Genomic DNA, 19,978 nt, shown 5'->3' with positions numbered 1-19,978 from the left:
AATCGGTCAGCGTACAAACCTCAGGCAGTCAATGGCGACGTCTCCGCTCTTCGAGGTCGTGCCGGCCTACAAGATCCCCCTCGTGGGGACCGAACTCGCCGACTCGACGGTGACAACGATCGGCGTGGTCGCGGTGGCGATCCTCATCGGGCTCTCCGGGTTCTTCTCCTCGTCGGAGATCGCGATGTTCAACCTCCCGAAACACCGCCTCGAGGGGATGGTCGAGGACGGGATCGAGGGTGCGTCGCTGGTCAGGGATCTCAAGGACGACCCACACCGGCTGCTCGTGACGATCCTCGTCGGAAACAACATCGTCAACATCGCGATGTCCTCGATCGCGACGGCGATCCTCTCGATCCACTTCGGCGGTCTGGTCGGCGTCCTGCTGGCGACGTTCGGGATCACCGCGCTCGTGTTGCTGTTCGGGGAGAGCGTCCCCAAATCGTACGCGGTCGAGAACACCGAGGCGTGGGCGATCCGGATCTCCAGGCCGCTGAAGGCGACGGAGTACCTGCTGTTCCCGCTGATCATCCTCTTCGACTACCTCACCCGGCAGGTCAACAGACTCACGGGATCGACCGGGGCCATCGAGTCGCCGTACGTCACCCGCGACGAGATCCAGGAGATGATCGAATCGGGCGAGCGCGAGGGGGTCCTGGAGGAAGAGGAACACGAGATGCTCCAGCGCATCTTCCGCTTTAACAACACGATCGTCAAGGAGGTGATGACGCCGCGGCTGGACATGACCGCCGTCCCGAAGAACGCGAACATCGACGAGGCCATCGAGACCTGCATCCAGAGCGGCCACGCCCGCATCCCCGTCTACGAGGGCAGCCTCGACAACGTCCTCGGGGTCGTCCACATCCGCGACCTCGTGCGCGACCTCAACTACGGCGAGACCGAGGAACTCGAACTCGACGACCTCATCCACCCGACGCTGCACGTCCCCGAGTCGAAGAACGTCGACGAACTGCTCTCGGAGATGCGGGAAAACCGGATGCACATGGCGATCGTCATCGACGAGTTCGGCACCACCGAGGGGCTGGTGACGATGGAGGACATGGTCGAGGAGATCGTCGGCGAGATCCTCGAAGGCGGGGAGGAACAGCCGGTCGAGGAGATCGACGAGCGCACCGTCCTCGTCCGCGGCGAGGTCAACATCGAGGACGTCAACGAGGCCCTGGAGATCGACCTCCCGGAGGGCGAGGAGTTCGAGACCATCGCCGGCTTCATCTTCAACCGCGCGGGCCGCCTCGTCGAGGAGGGCGAGGAGATCACCTACGACGGCGTCCGCATCACCGTCGAGGAGGTCGAGAACACCCGGATCATGCGCGCGCGCTTGACGAAACTTCAGGAGGCCGAACTCGACGTCGAGAACGGCGAGGACGTCGGCGAGGAGTAGTCAGCCCTCGACGACCGCGCGCACCTCGCCGGCGACCGCCGGCGGGAGCGCGAGCCACCGCGGCCCCGGGACGTACTGGCCGCCGGGCGTGGCGTACTCGAGGTGTACGAGCGCGAGGTCGCCGACCGGGTTCACCGAGACGTCCTCGACGTGCTCCAGGGGAACGCTCTCGTCGGGGTCGTGGAGGTGGAGCACCCCCTCCTCGCGGTCGAGGGTGCCGACCGACCGCAGGAACGACGCGAGCAGCAGCGCGAGCAGCGCGAGCGGGATCATGAGCGCGACCAGCAGGGTGAACGGGCCGGCGCCGACTTCGAGCAGTTCGCGCTGCGAGACGATCCGGCCGACGCCCATCAGCACCCCCATGGTCGCGGCCACCGCGACGGCCGCGAGGGCGGCGTCGATCGCGCGCTCGGCGCCCGGCCCCGAGTCGCCCGGGAGCGGGATCGGGAAACCGCGTCCGGTCCGGTCGGCGACGGCGGCGCCGAGGACCGTCGCCGCGAGCGCGGCGAAGGCGGCGACGACGATCGACTGGCCGCCGATCTGGCCGGTCAGGTCGTAGAGTCGCCAGAAGACGATGATCGCGAGGGTGGCGAGGAACGTCCCGACGCCGAACGCCCACAGGAATCGGACGGTCGTCGAGGTGGAGGCGTCCCGTCGCCACTGTACCGTTCGCTCGTCCATGGCGTCCATGGTCGTGTTCGCCGCCGCCGCGGTAAAGCGCGTTCGGTCTCTCACAGCAGCCACGTGACGGCCACGTAGCCGAGGTAGGAGACGACGACCGACCCCGCCAGCGAGAGCACCCACGCCAGCACGGTGTAACCCATCTTTCGGCCGCTGACGCCGCCGCCGGCGCCCGTCGCGGCGTAGCCGCTGCCGATGATCGCGCTGACGATGATCTCGTTGAACGAGACGGGGATGCCAAAGAGGACGGCCATCTGGGCGATGGCGAACGAGGGGATGAGCGCGGCGATCGACCGCCGGGGGCCGAGCGAGGAGTAGTCCTGCGAGACGGCCTTGATCATCCGCGGGGCACCGGTCCACGACCCCAGCAGGAGGCCGACGCCGCCGCCGACCAGCAGGGCGACCAGCGGGAGGCCGACGTCGTCCGACAGCGGCAGCAGGGGGCCGATCGCGAGGCCGACCTGACTGCCGCCGGCGGAGAACGCGACCAGCGCGCCCATCGCCAGCAGGAACCGCCGCTGGGCGCGCTCGGGATCGTTCCGCATCGCGATCCCGACGGGGATCGCCCACGCCAGCGCGACGGCGGCGGTCGCGAGCGCGACGGCGGCCGCCCGCGAGAGCGGGAGGTAGTCGGTCGCGGCGACCGCGATCGAGGCTCCCTCGCCGGCCGGCCCGAGGGCGGCGAACTCGATGTTGGCGAACAACACCCCGACGAGGGCCGCGAGGAGGACGACGACGTACGACTCGGGGACCGGTTCGTCGCGCAGGCCGCGGGCGATGAGGTAGGCGATGCCGCCGCCGACGAACGGCGTCGCGATCCAGAGGGCGGCGATCTCCTGATACTTCGCCCACGCCGGGTCGCCCCCCATGGCGAAGCCGACGCCGATGACCGCGCCGGTCACGGTGAACGCCGTCGCGATCGGGTAGCCCGCGAAGACGCCGGTCGCGACGAGTACGGCGGCGATCGTCAGCGCGATCGTCGCGGCCACCGGCGAGAGGCTCACGTTCCGGACCAGTTCGCGGCCGACCGCCTCGGAGACGTTCGCCCCCTGCAACACCGCCCCGGAGAACCCGAGCAACCCGACGAAAAAGCCCGCTCGCATCACCGAGATCGCGTTCGCACCGACGGCGGGAGCGAACGGCGTCGACCCGCTCGATCCGGCACCGATCGACCACGCCATAAAGAGGCTTGCGACCGCGGCAACGCCGAACGTCGCGACCGTCGCGATCTCGACCATCGACCCCTGCTTACTGGTGGGGGTACAAGTGTGTGCCGACCTCGACGTCGCCCCGGTAGAGGCCAATATTGCGCTTGGACGGCGGACTCCGACGAAAGGATATTAAGGTCGAAGAGTATTCGTCCGAATAGCTACTATGGCCAACGATAACCGGACGCTCGATCGGCGTCGGTACCTGCAACTGACCGGTGTGACTGGCGTCACCGCGATCGGCCTCGCCGGCTGTCTCGAGGACACCGGCGACGGCGGCGACGGCGAAGACGGCGGCGACGGCAACGAGACCGACAGCGAAGACGGCAACGAGACCGACGGCAACGAGACCGACAGCGAAGACGGCAACGAGACCGACGGCAACGAGACCGACGGCAACGAGACCGACGGCGAAGACGGCGGCGACGGCGGCGACGACATGCAGATCGTCGCGGGGACGGCCCCCGGCTTCCCGCCGTTCGAGATGACCGAGGACGGCGACCTGGTCGGCTTCGACGTCGACCTGCTCGAGGCCGTCGTCGAGGAGACCGACTACGAACTGACCGAGTGGCAGGAGTTCGACTTCGACACGCTGATTCAGGCGCTCCAGAGCGGCAACATCGACGTCATCGCCGCGGCGATGACGATCACCGAGGAGCGCCAGGAGCAGATCGCCTTCTCAGACCCGTACTACAGCGCCGACCAGTCGGTGCTCGTCGCGGAGGGCGGGGACTTCCAGCCCGGGAGCCTCGAGGACCTCGACGGGCGGACGGTCGGCGCCCAGTCGGGGACGACCGGCGAGGAGGTCGTCCAGAACGACCTGATCGACGAGGGCGTGATCGGGGAGGGCGACTACACCTCCTACGACAACTACGTCCTCGCCGTCGAGGACCTCGAACGCGGGCTGATCGACGCGGTGATCCTCGACCAGCCGGTCGGCCAGACGTTCGAGTCGAACCGCGACGTCGAGGTGGCGTTTACCTTCGAGACCGGCGAGGAGTACGGCTTCGGCGTCCGTCAGGACGACGGGGACCTCCAGTCGGCGCTCAGCGAAGGGATCGCGGCCGTCGAGGAGTCCGGCGAGTACGACGAGATCACCGAGAAGTGGTTCGCCTCGGACGAGTGACCTGACTCCGCATGGACCTCGCACAACTGCCGGCGGCGGCGCCGCCCCCCGAGACGCTCCTCGCGGGCGTCGATCCGCTGGTCGTCTCCGAGGGGCTGGTGTCGCAGTACCTCGGGGAGGACTGGGCGTTCGTCTACCGCAACGCGGGGTACCTCCTTCGGGGCGCGGTCGTCACCGTCGTGCTGACGATCACCAGCATCCTGCTGGGCTTTCTCGCGGGTTTCCCCGCGGGCGCGATCGAAGTCTACGGCGGCGGCTACCCGCGGGCGGTCGTCCGCAAGGCGGGCGTACTGCTGCGCGGGACGCCGATCCTCGTCATCATCATCTTCGCGTTCTTCGTCCTGCCGATCGGCGCCCTCGCCGGCCCGATCAACGGTCTGGTCGGGCTGTTGAACGCCGTTCTCCGGGCGCTCAGCGCGCCGTTCGGCTCGACGGCGGTCGTCCTGCCGACGGTCAGCGCGGCGTTCGTCGCGGCGACCGTCGCGCTTGGCTTTCGCAGCGCGGCCTACCAGTCACAGATCTTCCGCGGCGCGCTCGGCAGCGTCGACGAGGGGCAGATGGAGGCCGCGCGTTCGATCGGCATGACCCGGCTGGAGGCGATCCGGTACGTGATCGTCCCGCAGGCGATGCGCCGCAGCGTCCCCGGATTCCAAAACGAGTTCACCATCGTCCTGAAGGACACCTCGATCGCGTTCGCGATCGGCCTCGGCGAACTGCTCAAGAACAGCGAAGACCTCTTCCACCAGCAGACGACGGCGGTGCTAGAGGTGTTCCTCTTCGCCAGCCTCGTCTACTTCGTGTTGACCTTCGGAACCAATCGCACCCTCGACTTCGTGAACAACTACTTCGCAATCCCCGGTGAGTCGACGTGACCGAACATCGAACCGACGGCGCGGGCGGACGGGCCAGAGAACGAACGCGGGCGGACACGACGGCGACGGAGCCGCTGTTGCGCGTCGAGGACCTCTACAAGTCCTACGGCGACGAGGAGGTGTTGCGGGGCGTCGACCTCGCGGTCGACGCCGGCGACGTCGAGGTGCTGGTCGGCCCCAGCGGGAGCGGCAAGTCGACGCTGCTGCGGTGTATCAACCGGCTGACCGGGATCGACGCCGGCCGCATCTACCTCGACGACGTGGAGGTGACCGCCGCGGACACCGACCCGAACGAGATCCGTCAGCTCGTCGGGATGGTGTTTCAGGACATCAACCTGTTCGCCCACCTCACCGCACGCGGGAACGTCACGCTCGGCCTCGAGAAGGTGCGAGGGATGAGCGAGGCGGCGGCCCGCGAGCGCGCCGACGCCGAACTCGCCCGCGTCGGCCTCGCCGATCAGGCCGACTCCTACCCGGCACAGCTGTCGGGCGGGCAGAAACAGCGCGTCGGCATCGCCCGCGCGCTGGCGATGGACCCGCAACTGCTGTTGTTCGACGAGCCAACGAGCGCGCTCGACCCCGAACTCAGCACCGAGGTGCTCGAAGTGATGCGGGAACTCGTCGACGAGGGCATGACGATGGTCGTCGTCACCCACGAGATGCGCTTCGCCCGCGGCGCGGCGACGAACATCTCGTTTCTCGACGGGGGTCAGGTCGTCGAGCGTGGCCCGCCCGAACAGTTGATCGACGACCCCGAGCGCGAGCGAACCGCACAGTTCTTCGAGAGCATCCGCCATGACTGACCGGAGGGACCCGTGACGATGGCCGAAACGCCAGCCGTCGGCGTCGAGCGCATCCGCGCCTCGATCGACCGCAGCGGCCAGCTACTGGCCGTCCTCGCCGCCGTCGCCTTCTGGGGCTGGCTGCTGACGCGCTGGCTGAACGACTGGCTGCTCGCCCGCCTCGGGATCGGCCCGGGCGCCGGCGAGAACTACTTCTCGCCCGCGCCGTTCGAGGCGGCGGCGACCTCGCTCGAGTCGACGGCCGCCTCGCTGGACACCTTCGGCGCGCCGGTCGGCTGGCTCGCGAGCGGCGCCGACGGCGTCGCGCTGGCGATCGACATCGCGCCGGCGCTGGCGACTGGCGCGTGGTACACCATCGTCCTGACGGTGGCCAGCGTCGTCCTCGGCTTCTGCATCGCCGTCCCGGTGGCCGTGATCCGCGTCTACGGCGGGCCCGCCCGGTGGGTCGCGCTCTCGTACACGGAACTGATCCGGGGGACGCCGCTTCTGGCCCAGCTGTTCGTCCTCTACTACGGGCTGCCGCTTGCGGTCTGGCTCAACGACGCCGACCTCGTCGGTCGGGGGTTCGTCCCCGAGCAGGCGTTCTGGATCGCCATCCTCGGCTTCACGATCAACGGCTCGGCCTACCAGGCCGAGTACATCCGCGGCGCCCTAGAGAGCGTCGACGAGGGCCAGCTTACCGCCGCGCGCGCGATCGGCCTCACGAAGTTCCAGGGGATCCGCCACGTCGTGCTCCCGCAGACGCTGCGCTACGCCATCCCGGCGTGGACGAACGAACTGGTCTACCTGATCAAGTACTCCTCGCTGGCGGCGTTCATCACGGTGCCCGAACTCTACTTCCGGGCCAGCCGGATCGCGTCGTCGACGCTCGAGTACACTCCGATCTTCGTGTTGCTCGCGGTCGTCTACCTCGGTCTGGTCCTGACGGGGACGGCGATCATGGGCCGGATCGAACGCCGGGTCGCGATCCCCGGGCTGGGGGCCGCCGAGGGCCGCAAGCAGGGCGACAAGTAGCGCCCTCAGTTGGTCGTCGACCGCGAGGCGTCCTCGGGCTCCGGCTCCGGCGGGGGCTCGGCGCCCTCGATCGCCTCGGCGGCGTCGGTGTCCTTCTCGATCTGGACGTGCCAGCGGTCGATCTCGTCCTCGTACTCGGCGAGCGACGCCGAGACCTTCTCTTTCAGGGCGTCGTCGTTGACGTTCACCTCGAAGATGAACTCCTCGCCCTCGCCGCGGCCGGACTGCTGGATGTTGGCGCTGACGAGTTCGTTGTCGAAGTAGTACGGCGCGAGTTGGGTCATCACGCGCTGGTAGACGGTGTCCTCGACGCGCCGCAGCGCCTTCCGGCCGGCGGTGTCGGCCGCGCGCGCGACGTAGTCGATCGACTCCCGCCAGTTGCCGACCGCGCTCTCGGCGTCGTCCTCTTCGAGCGCCTCGTACGACTCCGAGAGTTTCTCGCCGGCGGTCTGGATGTCGTCGTTGGCACCCTTGCCGGCTCTCTCGCCCGCGCCCTCCTCGACGCTGGCCTGATCGGCGGTCTTCTCGCTGACGTCGGCGTCGAGGGTCTCGTGGGCCTTCGGTCGCCACTCCTCCCACTCCTCGAAGGCGCGGGTGAACCGGGCGCCGTAGTCGGCGTCGGGAGCGTGAACGCCCGCGTCCCGAAGGGCGCGCGTGATTCGTTCGCCGTGCTCGACGACGTCGCCCCAGTCGCCGCGAACCTTGAATCCCGAGATGCTCTCTTCCATTCGGCTGAACCGGGGGTATGACCTCGGCCCGTATAAACCTCTCCGCTGCGTCGGAAACCTGCCCGACGGGTCGCGGCTCAGTAGGTGCCGCCGCTCGGCGGGCGGCCGCCGGCCCCGCCGCGTCCCGCTTTGGCGCCCGGTCCCGCCTGCTGGCCGCCCTGATCGACCATCTCGAGGACGGTCCGACAGGAGTCGATCGTCCGGTCTATCACCCCGATCGTCTCGTCGACGTGGGAGTGGTGCTGGAACGCTTCGAGTTCCGGCAGCGCCTCGGTCGCCACCCGGACGAACAGGTCCGCGACCTCCGGCCCGAACATCGAGTCGCGGGCGATCAACCGCTCGTTGAACTCGGCCATATCCGCGATGTCGGTACAGATGCGGGCACACTCCGCCAGTTGCGGCCCTTCCTGTGCACACTCCTTGGCACACCACGCCGCGACGTGGCTCACTTCGGTGAAATCCTCGAGCGCGATGCGGAGTTCGTTCGTGAGGTGGTCCTCGAACGACCGGGCGGGCCGTGACGTCGGCTGTCCTCGCTGGCCCTCCATCTGCTGGTGCTGGCGCTCGTACTGCTCGTACCCCTGTGGCGGCTGTCGCTGGTGCTCGTGGCTCATTGAACGTCCTCCTGCCCTCTCGGGGCGCCGGGGGCTACGCCGATGCGTCGATTAAAGCGACGACACCGTTGCGACGGTTTCGCGCGCCAATCCGGCCTTTCGGCCGCCCGCGCGGCGACCGACCGCCGCCCGTCGCGCCGACCGCGGACCGGCCCCCGCGTAACCGTCCCTTTCCCGACGCGTCCCTCGGCGGGGGCCGATCGACCGAGACGCCGCTATAGCCGGTCGATGCGGCCGAACGCCACCGCTCCGGCGGACGCGTACCGATAGCGTAAACTGTCCGGCGCGTCCGCGTACGGGTATGCCGATCGAAGACCGGGACGACGCCTACCTCGTCACCCACGCACTGGCGAAGGACACCCTCTCGCGGCTCCGAGACGTCGAGACCGAACAGGTGGGCTTCCGCAAGGGGCTCGTCAAACTCGGGCGCATCTGCGGCTACGAGATCATCGACGGCCGCATGGAGACCGAGTACGTCGAGATCGAGACGCCACTGGAGACGACGATGGGCGAGCGCGTGAAGGGCCTCGACGACGTCGTCATCATCAACGTCTTGCGCGCGGCGACGCCGTTCGTCGAGGGGCTGCTGAAGGCGTTCCCGCGGGCCCGACAGGGCGTCATCAGCGCCAGCCGCGACGAGGAGGCCGGCCGCGACGAGGACGGCCGGTTCCCGATCACGATCGACTACGTGAAACTGCCCGAGATCACCGAGGACGACACCGTCATCGTCGCCGACCCGATGCTCGCGACCGGGAGCACGCTCTGTGGGGTACTCGATCACGTCGTCGCGAACTCGATCGAACCGGAGAACCTGATCGTCCTCTCGGCGGTGTCCGCGCCCGAGGGACTGCTCCGCGTCGGCGAGGAGTTCCCGCAGGCGGACCTGCTGACGGTCGCCATCGACGACCACCTCGACGAGGACGGCTTCATCGTCCCGGGGCTCGGCGACGCCGGCGACCGCGCGTTCCGGACGACCTGATCAGCGCCCCCACGTGAGCCGACGCCCGGTCTCGTCGACTCGTTCGACGAGCCGCGAGAGCCAGGCGCCGGGCGAGACGAGGCGCAGTTCGCGCTCGTCGACCTCGATGCGCGCCTCGCCGTAGGGGTCGCGTGTGGCCCCCTCGTCGCCGCTCCCGTCGCGGTCGGCCTCGGCGACGTCGACGGCCGTCGACAGCGAGCAGCGCCCGCAGGCCTCTCGGTCTTTCATCCCGTCGGGAGTACGCTCCCACACCCCTTAAGCGCTGGCGCGACCTGCGCGGGCGACGGACTTTTACTCGACCCGTGGTATCTCCCCGCATGGACTACCGCGCGGGCGACCTCGACCCCACCGCGGCCGTCGCGATCGGCACGTCTTCGGTCACCGACGGCCGCCGCTCCGACCGGGAGGGGAGAACCGATGGCTGAGCGACGGGACGACCCGGGCGACGACGCCGACGGCCGACTGCCGCCCGAACTCGCCGCGGCGATCCCGGAGTTAGACGACGAGTACCTCGACCGCGTGAGCGGCCGGCTCGTCCACAGCTACGACCTCGAAACGGACGTCCGCGTCCGCGGCGAGCGATTCGACCTCGCGGGCGAACTCCGGGTCGAGAGCAGCAAACACCTGTTCCACCCGTCGGTCACCTACGCGAACCACCACATGCGCGAGTACCTCTACGCCGACCGGCGCGACCGGGTGTCGGTCGCCGACCTCGAACGGCTCGTCGACCTCGGCCACGACCTCGCCGACGAGCGCGTCGAGCCGAGCGAGGAGCACAAGGCGACGGAGTTTACGTTCGTCGTCGTCGCGCCGTCGATCCCCGAGGCGGTGCGGTCGTTCGTCGAGGGGTTCAAAGAGCGGACGCTGCTGCGCTACGGCTTCCACGGCCACTACGAGATCCACCTCTGTGTCGTCGCGCCGGAGCGCGAGGCGTGTGTCTCCAGTCGGCGGACGGAGGTCGACGCGGCGTTCGCGCTCTGGGAGCCGATCGAGGAAGAACGGGGACTGCTCGGGCGGGTACTCGACTCGCTGTCCCGCTAGTCGTCGGCGCCGCCGGGCTCTTCGGTGCCCGGACTGGTCGTGAGGAGTTCCTCGCGGGCCGACTGGATGTTCGCGTAGCCCATCCGGATGATCGAGACCGCGAGGTAGACGAGCACGAGCGCGATGGCGACCTGCAGCGCGCTCGCGACCTGTTCGAGCGTGGTCGCGCCCGCCATCCACTCGCCGTTGAGCAGTTCGCGCTGCATGCGCTCGACGAACGCGAGCCAGAGCAGCCCGCAGACGGTGATCGTGGCCATGATCGCGACCGGGACGCCGGTCGTCAGCAGCTGCTTCGTGTCGCGCCAGTTGGCGAGCCAGACGGTGGCCGCGAGCAGCGCGAGCGCCGCGAGCAGCTGGTTCGCGCCGCCAAACAGCGGCCACAGCGCCGTCCACTGCCCGCTGGAGACGAGCAGGAACGCGGCGAACGTGGCGATGCCGGTGTTGGCGTACCGGTTGGCGGCCAGTTCCTCGACGCTCGTCTCGGGGGTGCCGACCAGTTCCTCGAGCATGTACCGGCCGAGCCGGAGGCCGGTGTCGAGGCTCGTCAGCAGGAAACTGACGAACACGAGCGCCATGAACACGGCGCCGACCCCGGACGGCAGGCCGAAGCTGGTGAGGATCAGCCCGCCGCCCTCGGCGAAGTTCGGCAGCGCCGCGGCGACCCCGGAGACGCCCGCGTCGGTGACCGCGATCACCGAGACGGCCGCGAGCGCCGTCGCCGCGAGCAGCCCCTCCGCGAGCATCCCGCCGTAACCGATCAGGCGGGCGTCGGTCTCGCGGTTGAGCTGTTTGGCGGTCGTCCCCGAGGAGACCAGCGAGTGGAAGCCGCTGATCGTCCCGCAGGCGATCGTGATGAAAAGCAGCGGGAACAGCGGCCACGCGTTGTCGACCAGCGGGCCGCCGAAGAAGCCCTCGTAGGCCGGCAGCTGGATCTCCAGCGGCTGTGCCGACGTGCCGAGGATCGTCCCGACGACGACCGCGAGCAACGTCCCGCCGACCCCGGTGTACAGCAGGAACGACGAGAGGTAGTCCCGGGGCTGTAGCAGCGTCCACACCGGGAGGGTGGCCGCGACGAACGCGTAGAAGAGCGCGACGATGATCCACGCTGCGACGTTACCCGGCGCCGGGGTGTCGCTGGCCGCCAGCGCCTGCGCGCCCGGCACCCACATCCCGTCGCCCGAGAGCAGGACGATCGTCTCGTCGGCGAACCCCGCCGGCTCGAAGATCGCGATCGGGTACTGCAGGCCGACCCAGACGCTCGCGAACACGCCCGCGACGAAGATCGCGGTACCCGGGAGGAACGGGAGGTCGAACTGGTAGAGCCAGACGCCGAAGGCGAGGGCCAGCCCGATGTAGATCAGGCTCGCGGTCGCCGCCTGCGGGTAGGCGTTCACGACGACCGCCACCAGCAGCGCGAACACGGCCACCACGAGGATGATCACGAGGAAGGCGAACCAGAGGAACATGTTCTTCCCCCGCTCGCCGAGGTACTCCCCGATGATGTAACCGACCGACTTCCCCTCGTGGCGGACGCTCGACGACAGCGCCATGAAGTCGTGGACGGCGCCCATCAGCGGGTTGCCGATCGCGACCCACAACACTGCGGGCACCCAGCCCCAGACGAGCGCCGCGGTGATCGGGCCGGCGATCGGTGCCCCGCCCGCGACGCTGGAGAAGTGGTGTCCCAGCAGTACCGGTTTCTTCGCCGGGACGTACTCCTGTCCGTCTTCGTACCTGTGTGCGGGCGTCTCCCGCGTCTCGTCGAGTTCGACGAACCGTGCGAGGTACCGCCCGTATCCGACGTACCCGACGGTGAACAGTGCGAGTACCGTGACGACGATCCATATCACCCCTGTCATGGTATCTCATTCCTCCCCCATACAGTATGTGAACATAAATCATTGGGATTCCGCGAAGGATTTATCCCGCCGGACGTCCGGTAAGCTCCGCTTGCGCGGGCGTCGCCGGCTACTCGGCGGCGACGGTCTCGATCGCCAGTTCGTCGGCGACGTCGGCGAGGCGGTCCCCCCGGACCTCCTCGACGCGGGTCTCGATCTCGGCGACGACCGGCGGCGCGAGGTCCCGGCGGGCGGCTTCGAGGCGCTCGCGCTCGGTCTCGACGCGCGCGCGGAGGTAGCGCGCGCCGCGGCCGTCCTCGTCGGGGTCGGGCGCGGGCGTGAGCCGGTTGGCCACGAGTCCCCGGACGGCGACGTCCCGCTCGGCGAAGACCTCGATCGCCCGCTCGGTCTCGCGCAGCGACAGCGAGTCGGGGTTGAACACGAGGAAGAAGGCGGCCTCCTCGCGCAGCGTCTCGCCGGCGTACTCGAAGAACTCCTTTCGCTCCTCCAGGTGGGCGACGACGGGGTCCCCCTCCAGCACCCGGCGGGGCTCGCGGCCGCCGATGGCCGCCTTCTCGTAGCGGTCGATGCTCCGGCGGCGCTTGGCCAGCAGCCGTTCGATCCACCCCTCCAGATACTCGGGCAGCGAGAGCAACCGGAGCGTTCCGCCGGTCGGCGCGGTGTCGAAGACGACCCGGTCGTAGGGGTCGGACTCGCGCATCACGTCGACGAACCGGTCGAACAGCGCGGCCTCGTAGGCGCCGGGGGTGCCGTGGGCCATCTCGATCTGGCGGTCGACCGCGTTGACCATCGCCGCCGACACCTGCTCGGAGAGCGTCCGCTTGACGTCCGCGAGGTGCCGGGAGACCTCCTCCTCGGGGTCGATCTCCATGGCGTGGAGGCCCTCGACGCCGGCGACCGGTTCGGGAGCGTCCCCGAACGGCTGGTCGAAGAGGTCGCCGACTGAGTGGGCGGGGTCCGTCGAGACGACGAGCGTCTCGAGCCCCTCGCGGGCACAGCGGTGGGCGTACGCCGCGGAGACGGTCGTCTTGCCGACGCCGCCTTTCCCGCCGAAGAAGACGAACGGCTCCATCAGAAGTGGTACTGCTGGCCCTTCCGTTCGACGAGCGACCCTCGGTCCCAGAGGCGCCGTTCCCACGCCTCGAACTCGTCTTCGAGGTACGGAAGCAACTCCGCGGTGTAGTAGGAGACGGGCGAGGGGACGCCGAACGCGTCGGGGAAACACGCCAGCATGAACTCGTCTTCCAGGTCCTCGGCTTCGTTCTCGATCTTCTCGTAGGCCGGGTGCGAGATCATTCCGTGGTAGAGCCCCCGGAGCCACTCTTCGAGGGCGGCCCGGTAGGCGGCGATCCGGTCGGCGAGTGTCATCGTGGCCCACACTCGTCGGCGGAGGCACAAAAGCCTCGCGTCGTGCCCGGACGGACCTTCTTGAACCTCCGGCGCCAACCGCGGGCCATGCGATCCGATCCGATCCCCGTCACCGTCCTCTCGGGGAGCCTCGGCGCGGGGAAGACGACCCTGCTCAACCGGCTGCTGGGCGGCGCCGGCGAGCGCGACCTCGCGGTGCTGGTCAACGACGTGGGCGAGGTGAACGTCGACGCCGAACTCGTCGCCGGGGGCTCGGACCTCGAAGTGGAGGGTGGCGTCGCCGAACTCTCGAACGGCTGTATCTGCTGTGAACTGCAGGACGACCTCGAGACGGCGGTCGTCCGCCTCGCGCGCGAGCGCGAGTTCAACCACCTGCTCGTCGAGGCCTCGGGCATCTCCGAACCTGCGCCCGTCGCGCGGCTGTTCACCACCGCCTCCCGCGTCGCGGCCCGCTACGAGGTGGACGCGCTGGTCACCGTCCTCGACACGCGGCTGTTCCTCGATTCCTTCGCCGGCGACGCGATTCCGGAACGGCGCGGCGACGAGGCCGACCGTCCACTCTCGGACCTGCTGATCGAGCAGGTCGAGGTCGCGGACGTCGTCCTGCTCAACAAGGCCGACCTCTGTACCGCGGCCGAACTCGACCGGGCCGAGGACCTCGTCCGGGCGCTCCGGCCGGACGCCGAGACGATCCGGACGGAGTTCTCCGCCGTCGACCCCGACCGCCTGCTCGGGATCGGGCGGTTCGACCCCGACCGGCTGGGCGAGCGGGCGGGCTGGAAGCGCGCGCTCGCGGACGACGACCGCGACCACGAGCACGGCCACGGCCACGACCACCGCCACCCCGACGAGGTCTACGGCGTCACCTCGTTCGTCTTCCGCGAGCGCCGTCCGTTCCACCCCGGGCGGTTCGCGTCGTTCCTCCGGGACCTGCCCGCGGGCGTCGTCCGCTCGAAGGGGACCGCGTGGATCGCCGGCCGGGACGGCAAGGTCGGAATCGCGCAGGCCGGCCCCTCGGTGCGCGCGACCGTCAGGGGGCCGTGGATCGCCAGCCTCCCCGAAGTCGACCGGGACCTCTACCGGAGCAACCGGCCGAATCTGGAGTGGCACGACGAGCACGGCGACCGGGAGACGGAACTGGTCTTCATCGGCACCGAGGTGGACGAGCCGTCCCTGCGGGCGGCGCTCCGGGACTGTCTGGTCGCCGACGACGAGTGGTCGCAGGCCGACTCGTTCGAGAACCCGTTCCCGCGCGACCCGGGCGAGGAGGTCGTGCTCCGCGAGCCCTGATCCGGGGACGTCGCCCTCGCGCCACCCTCACCCGAACCGCGCTTCGATCTCGTCTACCGCCCGCTCCAGTTCGCCCCGGCGCTTCCAGGCGGCGATCCGGTCGCCGAACGGGATCGGTGCCGCGAGTTCGACCGCCGACCGCATCGTCACCCGCGAGCCCTCGTTCTCCCGCTCGAACTCGAGGTGCGTCTCCATCCGCGAGAACGGGCCGCCTTCGCCCGCCCCCTCGTAGTAGAGGCCGCGCTCGCGCTCCTCGAACCGGAGGTCGAAGGCGAGACCGGGGCCGCTGGCGGTGACGACGGTCGCGTCGCCCTCCTCTGTGACCCCGGCGGCGTCGAAACTGCCCTCGGCCTCGACGATCCGCGCGGGCTCCAGCCACCGCTCGAGTTCCGCCGGTGTCGCGCGCACGAACCGGGAGACGGTCACCTCTCGCACGGTCCGTCGATCGGAGGCCCGTGACTTAAACTTCCGCCCGCGGGACAATAGCTAAGGGCCGACGCGAGCGAGTGGTCGCCATGAACGGTCGAGACGACCGGAAGGGGTTCCGCGAGGGGCTCGAATCCTCGGGCGGCGACCTTCGGGTCCTGCTGGCGCTGAACGCGATTCTGTCGACCGCGTTCGCGTGGCTGATCGTCTGGGGACTCGGCGTCGCAAACGTCGTCGACTACTCGCTGTCGACCGTCGCGCTCGCCGCGCTCGCCCTCTTCGTCCTGACGCTCGCGGTCGTCCGCTGACGAGATCGAACCCGCCGGTTTCCCCTCGAAACCGCCCGCGGGCTCGTCGGTCGAGGCCCGGAATCCGCACCCGAAGCCGACCCCCGGCGGCTCCGGAGGCGTACGTTCGCGACCGGTTCTCGCGGGGGCGTCACGCCGCGCTCTCGTCCTCGTCGTCCTCGTCCTCGTCCTCGCCCGCCGACAGCCCCTCGTTCTCCCCGCGTTCGAGCGCGGGCGGCGCGTCGTGGTGGTCGGAGTAGCCGTCGAACCAGCGGACGATGCGCTCGACGCGGTCGACGACGTGTCCCGGTTCGCCCGACCGCGAGAGTTCGTGGCCCTCGCGGGGGTACCTGACCAGCCGGGTCTCGACGCCGTGTTTCTGCAACCCGAGGTAGAACAGTTCGGCGGTGTTGGCGGGCGTGCGGTAGTCCCGCTCGGAGTGGACGACGAGCGTCGGGGCGTCGACCTCGGGGACGTGCGCGACCGGCGAGTGCTCCCAGAGGTACTCGGGGTCCTCCCACGGGGTGGCGCCGTAGTCGCCCTCGACGAGTTTGAACGCGTCCGTCGAACCGTAGAAGCCGGTGAAGTCGTAGACGCCGCGCTGGGAGACGGCGGCGCGGAACCGGTCGGTGTGGCCGACCGTCCAGGCGGTCATGAAGCCGCCGAAGCTCCCCCCGGTGACGAACTGGTTCTCCTCGTCGACGTACGGGCGCTCGCAGACCTCGTCGACGCCCGCGAGCACGTCCGTCAGGGTGACCTCGCCCCAGTCGCGCTCGATGGCCGTCGCGTGGTCCTCGCCGTAGCCGGTCGACCCCCGCGGGTTGGACCAGAAGACGACGTAGCCTCGCGCCGCGAGCGTCTGGAACTCGTGCCACATCGTCCCCGCGGTCGTCCACTGGGCGTGAGGGCCGCCGTGAATCTCGACGGCGAGGGGGTACGTCCCCTCGCTCTCGAACTCCGGCGGCGTCAGCAGCCAGCCGTGCACCTCGGCCCCGTCGCTCTCGAACCACAGTTCCTCGGGTTCGGCGACCGTGCGCTCTTCGAGGTAGTCGGCGTTGACGCGCGTCAGCCGGCGGCTCTCGCCGTCGCTGGTCGAGACGAAGACGTCGCCCGGGTGGTCCCACTCGCTTTGCACGGACGCGACGGCGTCCGCGCCGACGGAGAACCCCTCGACGGTGACGCTGTGGTCGGCGTCGCCGTAGACCGTCTCCGGGGCCGCGCTCGCGTCCCCGGGGACCGACCGGACGACGACCGAGCCCTCGTCGGGCGTCGCGAAGAACAGCGACGCCTCGTCGGGGCCCCACTCGAAGCCGACGTCGACCGCGACGGTGCGGTCGAGGGGGTCCGTGGGCGTGACCGTCTCGCCGCTCGCGCGGTCGTGGACCCGGAGTTCCGTCTGGCGCATCGTCACGCGCTCCTCGGGCGTGTACGCGTAGGCCACCCGGCCGTCCGCGGTCGCGTCGAGGCTCGTCATCCAGCCGGTCGTCCGCGCGAACGCCTCGCGCTCGCCCGAGTCGAGGTCGTGTTCGTACAGGTCGTGGTGGATCGAGTCGTCGGGGTGTTCGTCGCCCTCGACGGCCTTGGTCGCGTAGTAGACGGTCTCGTCGTCGCCCCACGTCGGCGCGGCGTAGTCGGCGTCGCCGTCGGTCAGCCGGTCGAGCGCCGCCGCGGCGTCGTCGGGGTCGTCGGGGTCGCCCGACAGCGCCGCCTCGACGTCGAGGACGTAGACGTGGCTGCGCGCCCCGTCGAAGTAGCGCTCGTTGGCGCGGTAGATCAGCCGGTCGATCACCCGCGGGTCCGGTTCCTCCGGTTCGTAGTCGGGGTCGACCGCGAGGTCGCGGCCGGCCTCGCGGTCGGCGGGCGTCGACCGCTGTGTGAAGACGATCCGGGAGCCGTCGGGACTCCACTCGATTCCGGAGACGCCGCCGACGAGCCCCGTGACCCGGCGGGCCTCGCCGCCGTCGGTCGGCAGGAGCCACAGTTGCGGGCGGTCGTCGTCGGCGCCGCGGGTGCTGACGAACGCGAGGCGGTCGCCGTCCGGGCTCCACCGGGGTTCGGCGTCGACGCCCTCGCTGACGGTGAACTGCGTCGGCGCCCCGCCCTCGACGGGGACGACGTAGACGGTCGCCTCGTACGACTCGTCGTCTTTCGGTACCTTTCGGACGAACGCGACCCGCTCGCCGTCCGGCGAGAGCCGCGGGTCTTCGACCTGAACGATGTCGTGGTAGTCGGCGGCGTCGACCGTGCGCATGGGTACCGATCCGTCCGTCCCCGATTATAGATTCTGATTCGCGGGCCGCCGGCGACCCGGGCCGTAGGTGTGCCGTACCGAGCGTAGCTCCCGGCTACGCGAGTCCGCGAACCGGGCCACGCCGGAGACCGTTCGCGTACGAGGACAGTAACCGAAGCGGGACCGTGGTGTCGGCGCCGCTGGAGTTCCGGCCGGACCGACCGTCACGACGGGCCGACATCGAACGGTCGGGAGACGGCCCGACGGCCGCCTTCTGGCGACGGCAGGGGGCCGGTCGGCGCGGTAGTCGATCCGTACGTCCGGCGGACGAACAGGTAGCCTCGACGTACATTCGTATATTTTTACTGACAGTTATATGTGTCTCGTCTTCAAATACGAAGGTATGTCGCGTGCTATCGATCGACGGCAGTTCGTTCGGGCGGTCGGCGGGGCCGGACTCGTCGCGACCGCCGGCTTCCTCCAGGAGGATGAGGCCGAGGAGGACCCCGAACCCGAAGAGGGGGGCGAGGTACTCGTCTGGGACGCCGGCGGCACCGGCGGGACGTACTACCCGCTCTCGGGCGAGTTCAAGACGATCGTCGAGGCGGCCACGCCCCACGGGTTGCAGGTACAGTCGACCGGCGCGAGCGTCGAGAACGTCGGCAGCCTCGCCCGCGAGGACTCCGACTTCGCGCTGATCCAGAACGACATCAACTTCTTCGCGTACAACGGCACCGGTCTCGAGGAGTTCGAGGGCCGGCCGATCGAGAACCTCCGGGGGGTCGCGTCGCTGTACCCCGAGACGATCCACGTCCTCGTCGCCGCCGGCGCGGGGTACGAGTCGGTCGCGGACCTCGCGGGCGCGACGATCAACACGGGCGACCTCGGCAGCGGCACGCAGGTCAACGCCCTGCAGATCCTCGAGACGGCGGGCGTCGAGGAGTTCGACGAGCAAAACGCCGACTTCGCCACGGCGGCCGACCAGCTCCGGGACGGCGACATCGACGCGGCGTTCATCGTCGGCGGCTGGCCCGTCGGCGCGGTCGAGGAACTCGCGACGACCGCCGACGTCGACATCCTCGCGATCGGTGACGACCTCCTCGAACAACTCCTCGATGAGATCGAGTTCTTCGCCGAGGACGAGATTCCCGGCGGCACCTACGACGGCGTCGAGGAGGCCGTCCAGACCGTCTCGGTGCAGGCGATGATCACGACCCACGAGGCCGTCGACGAGACCATCGTCGAGGAGGTCACGGCCGCCATCTTCGACAACGCCGACGAACTCACGATCAAGGCGGAGTTCATCGACGTCGAGAGCGCCCTCGACGGGATGTCGATCCCGCTGCACCCGGGCGCGGAGGCCTACTTCGGGGAACGGGACGAGGTCGACCTCGACGAGGAACTCGGCGACGAGAGTTGAGCGGGCCACCGAGCCCTCCAGACGCCCGCGTTCGATCCCGAACCCGTACGCGTGTCGAACCCACCATCGCTCCGGTCGCGGCGACGGCTCGCCGCGTTGCTCGCCCTGTGTGTCGTCGCGACCGTCGCGTGCGGCGTCGCGGCCGTCGACGGGGCCAGCGGGGCCAGCGGGGCGTCCGAGTCCGGGCCGGAGTCCGAGAACCGGACGCTCGTCGTCGCCGACGCCGAGTCCGAGACGCGGCTGTTCGCGGTCCCGGTCCGCGACGGCGACGAGGTCGTCCTCTCGTACACCCACAGCGTCGAGAAGTCCACGGTCGAGGACGTCTACGTCGTCGAGGGGACCGACCTGCGCATGGACCGCACGGTGTTCGCGTCCTTCGGCGCGGGCCTGCCGTCGGAAGCCGACGCGACGCTGACCGAGGACGGCTTCGTCGTCTCCGTCGACCGCACGTACGAGCGCGTCTACGTCTCGACGGGGCGGATCGCGGGCCACGAACTGGTCGTCGGCGACCGGCGCTACGACCTCGTCGAGCGCTCGAACGCCTCGACCGTCACCCTCTCCGTCGAGGAGCGGGCGGACGTGACCCACCCCGACGACCGATCGCGGGCGGGCGGTGCGTGTCCGTGAGCG

General features: G+C 69.7%; 21 protein-coding genes. 11 read left to right on the top strand and 10 right to left on the bottom strand.

Features of this window, described 5'->3' with window-relative positions; genetic code table 11:
• The first annotated feature begins 31 nt into the window (after window positions 1–31).
• On the top strand, window positions 32–1,402 hold the full coding sequence (locus NKG98_RS12415) for a hemolysin family protein (RefSeq protein WP_254766236.1): 1,371 nt from the start codon (window positions 32–34) through the stop codon (window positions 1,400–1,402).
• On the opposite strand, the gene NKG98_RS12410 is transcribed toward NKG98_RS12415, so the two are convergent.
• Together NKG98_RS12410 and NKG98_RS12405 are read right to left on the bottom strand one after the other, a co-directional pair.
• On the bottom strand, window positions 1,403–2,137 hold the full coding sequence (locus NKG98_RS12410; RefSeq protein ID WP_254766235.1) for a hypothetical protein: 735 nt from the start codon (window positions 2,135–2,137) through the stop codon (window positions 1,403–1,405).
• Window positions 2,134–3,321, bottom strand: coding sequence for an inorganic phosphate transporter (locus tag NKG98_RS12405; RefSeq protein WP_254766234.1), 1,188 nt, complete (start codon window positions 3,319–3,321; stop codon window positions 2,134–2,136). Before NKG98_RS12405 ends, NKG98_RS12410 begins: the two co-directional genes overlap by 4 nt.
• 136 nt (window positions 3,322–3,457) lie before the next feature.
• On the opposite strand from NKG98_RS12405, the gene NKG98_RS12400 reads away from it, so the two are divergent.
• The 4 genes from NKG98_RS12400 to NKG98_RS12385 are packed head-to-tail and all read left to right on the top strand — an operon-like array spanning window position 3,458 to window position 7,106.
• Window positions 3,458–4,417: a basic amino acid ABC transporter substrate-binding protein gene (locus NKG98_RS12400; protein WP_254766233.1), complete on the top strand. Its 960-nt coding sequence runs from the start codon at window positions 3,458–3,460 to the stop codon at window positions 4,415–4,417.
• Between the two features lie 11 nt (window positions 4,418–4,428).
• Complete coding sequence (locus NKG98_RS12395) at window positions 4,429–5,289, top strand: amino acid ABC transporter permease (RefSeq protein ID WP_254766232.1); 861 nt, start codon at window positions 4,429–4,431, stop codon at window positions 5,287–5,289.
• Window positions 5,286–6,092: an amino acid ABC transporter ATP-binding protein gene (locus NKG98_RS12390; protein ID WP_304612839.1), complete on the top strand. Its 807-nt coding sequence runs from the start codon at window positions 5,286–5,288 to the stop codon at window positions 6,090–6,092. Before NKG98_RS12395 ends, NKG98_RS12390 begins: the two co-directional genes overlap by 4 nt.
• An 18-nt stretch (window positions 6,093–6,110) precedes the next feature.
• Complete coding sequence (locus NKG98_RS12385) at window positions 6,111–7,106, top strand: amino acid ABC transporter permease (RefSeq protein ID WP_254766231.1); 996 nt, start codon at window positions 6,111–6,113, stop codon at window positions 7,104–7,106.
• Window positions 7,107–7,111: 5 nt separating this feature from the next.
• Here NKG98_RS12385 and NKG98_RS12380 read toward each other — a convergent pair whose 3' ends face one another.
• Together NKG98_RS12380 and NKG98_RS12375 are read right to left on the bottom strand one after the other, a co-directional pair.
• Window positions 7,112–7,834 (bottom strand): DUF5828 family protein, encoded by a 723-nt coding sequence (locus tag NKG98_RS12380; protein ID WP_254766230.1) that lies wholly within the window; start codon window positions 7,832–7,834, stop codon window positions 7,112–7,114.
• A gap of 77 nt (window positions 7,835–7,911) precedes the next feature.
• A complete protein-coding gene (locus NKG98_RS12375; RefSeq protein WP_425504344.1) occupies window positions 7,912–8,448 on the bottom strand; it encodes a four-helix bundle copper-binding protein in 537 nt (178 codons plus the stop codon).
• Between the two features lie 301 nt (window positions 8,449–8,749).
• On the opposite strand from NKG98_RS12375, the gene upp reads away from it, so the two are divergent.
• On the top strand, window positions 8,750–9,427 hold the full coding sequence (gene upp / locus NKG98_RS12370) for a uracil phosphoribosyltransferase (RefSeq protein WP_254766229.1): 678 nt from the start codon (window positions 8,750–8,752) through the stop codon (window positions 9,425–9,427).
• On the opposite strand, the gene NKG98_RS12365 is transcribed toward upp, so the two are convergent.
• Window positions 9,428–9,655 (bottom strand): DUF8007 family protein, encoded by a 228-nt coding sequence (locus NKG98_RS12365; RefSeq protein WP_254766228.1) that lies wholly within the window; start codon window positions 9,653–9,655, stop codon window positions 9,428–9,430.
• A 189-nt stretch (window positions 9,656–9,844) separates the two neighbouring features.
• Between NKG98_RS12365 and NKG98_RS12360 the strand changes: the two genes are divergently transcribed.
• A complete protein-coding gene (locus NKG98_RS12360; RefSeq protein WP_254766227.1) occupies window positions 9,845–10,468 on the top strand; it encodes a DUF8052 family protein in 624 nt (207 codons plus the stop codon).
• Here the strand turns inward: NKG98_RS12360 and NKG98_RS12355 are convergent.
• The 3 genes from NKG98_RS12355 to NKG98_RS12345 form a co-directional block, all read right to left on the bottom strand.
• Window positions 10,465–12,327: a carbon starvation CstA family protein gene (locus tag NKG98_RS12355; RefSeq protein WP_254766226.1), complete on the bottom strand. Its 1,863-nt coding sequence runs from the start codon at window positions 12,325–12,327 to the stop codon at window positions 10,465–10,467. The genes NKG98_RS12360 and NKG98_RS12355 overlap by 4 nt on opposite strands.
• A gap of 109 nt (window positions 12,328–12,436) precedes the next feature.
• Window positions 12,437–13,399 (bottom strand): ArsA family ATPase, encoded by a 963-nt coding sequence (locus tag NKG98_RS12350; protein WP_254766225.1) that lies wholly within the window; start codon window positions 13,397–13,399, stop codon window positions 12,437–12,439.
• Complete coding sequence (locus NKG98_RS12345; protein WP_254766224.1) at window positions 13,399–13,695, bottom strand: DUF7990 family protein; 297 nt, start codon at window positions 13,693–13,695, stop codon at window positions 13,399–13,401. Before NKG98_RS12345 ends, NKG98_RS12350 begins: the two co-directional genes overlap by 1 nt.
• A gap of 87 nt (window positions 13,696–13,782) precedes the next feature.
• On the opposite strand from NKG98_RS12345, the gene NKG98_RS12340 reads away from it, so the two are divergent.
• Complete coding sequence (locus NKG98_RS12340) at window positions 13,783–14,985, top strand: CobW family GTP-binding protein (protein ID WP_254766223.1); 1,203 nt, start codon at window positions 13,783–13,785, stop codon at window positions 14,983–14,985.
• Between the two features lie 27 nt (window positions 14,986–15,012).
• Here NKG98_RS12340 and NKG98_RS12335 read toward each other — a convergent pair whose 3' ends face one another.
• Window positions 15,013–15,420: an SRPBCC family protein gene (locus tag NKG98_RS12335; protein ID WP_254766222.1), complete on the bottom strand. Its 408-nt coding sequence runs from the start codon at window positions 15,418–15,420 to the stop codon at window positions 15,013–15,015.
• Window positions 15,421–15,500: 80 nt separating this feature from the next.
• On the opposite strand from NKG98_RS12335, the gene NKG98_RS12330 reads away from it, so the two are divergent.
• On the top strand, window positions 15,501–15,719 hold the full coding sequence (locus NKG98_RS12330) for a DUF8107 family protein (RefSeq protein ID WP_254766221.1): 219 nt from the start codon (window positions 15,501–15,503) through the stop codon (window positions 15,717–15,719).
• A 130-nt stretch (window positions 15,720–15,849) separates the two neighbouring features.
• Here NKG98_RS12330 and NKG98_RS12325 read toward each other — a convergent pair whose 3' ends face one another.
• A complete protein-coding gene (locus tag NKG98_RS12325; RefSeq protein WP_254766220.1) occupies window positions 15,850–17,949 on the bottom strand; it encodes a S9 family peptidase in 2,100 nt (699 codons plus the stop codon).
• A 382-nt stretch (window positions 17,950–18,331) separates the two neighbouring features.
• On the opposite strand from NKG98_RS12325, the gene NKG98_RS12320 reads away from it, so the two are divergent.
• Both NKG98_RS12320 and NKG98_RS12315 read left to right on the top strand, forming a co-directional pair.
• Window positions 18,332–19,348, top strand: coding sequence for a TAXI family TRAP transporter solute-binding subunit (locus NKG98_RS12320; protein ID WP_254766219.1), 1,017 nt, complete (start codon window positions 18,332–18,334; stop codon window positions 19,346–19,348).
• 51 nt (window positions 19,349–19,399) lie between these two features.
• A complete protein-coding gene (locus NKG98_RS12315; RefSeq protein WP_254766218.1) occupies window positions 19,400–19,975 on the top strand; it encodes a DUF1850 domain-containing protein in 576 nt (191 codons plus the stop codon).
• The last annotated feature ends 3 nt before the right edge of the window (window positions 19,976–19,978 follow it).

Origin of the sequence: Salinilacihabitans rarus, assembly GCF_024296665.1 — an archaeon.
GTDB lineage: Archaea > Halobacteriota > Halobacteria > Halobacteriales > Natrialbaceae > Salinilacihabitans > Salinilacihabitans rarus.
This window is presented reverse-complemented; position numbering and strand designations above follow the sequence as displayed.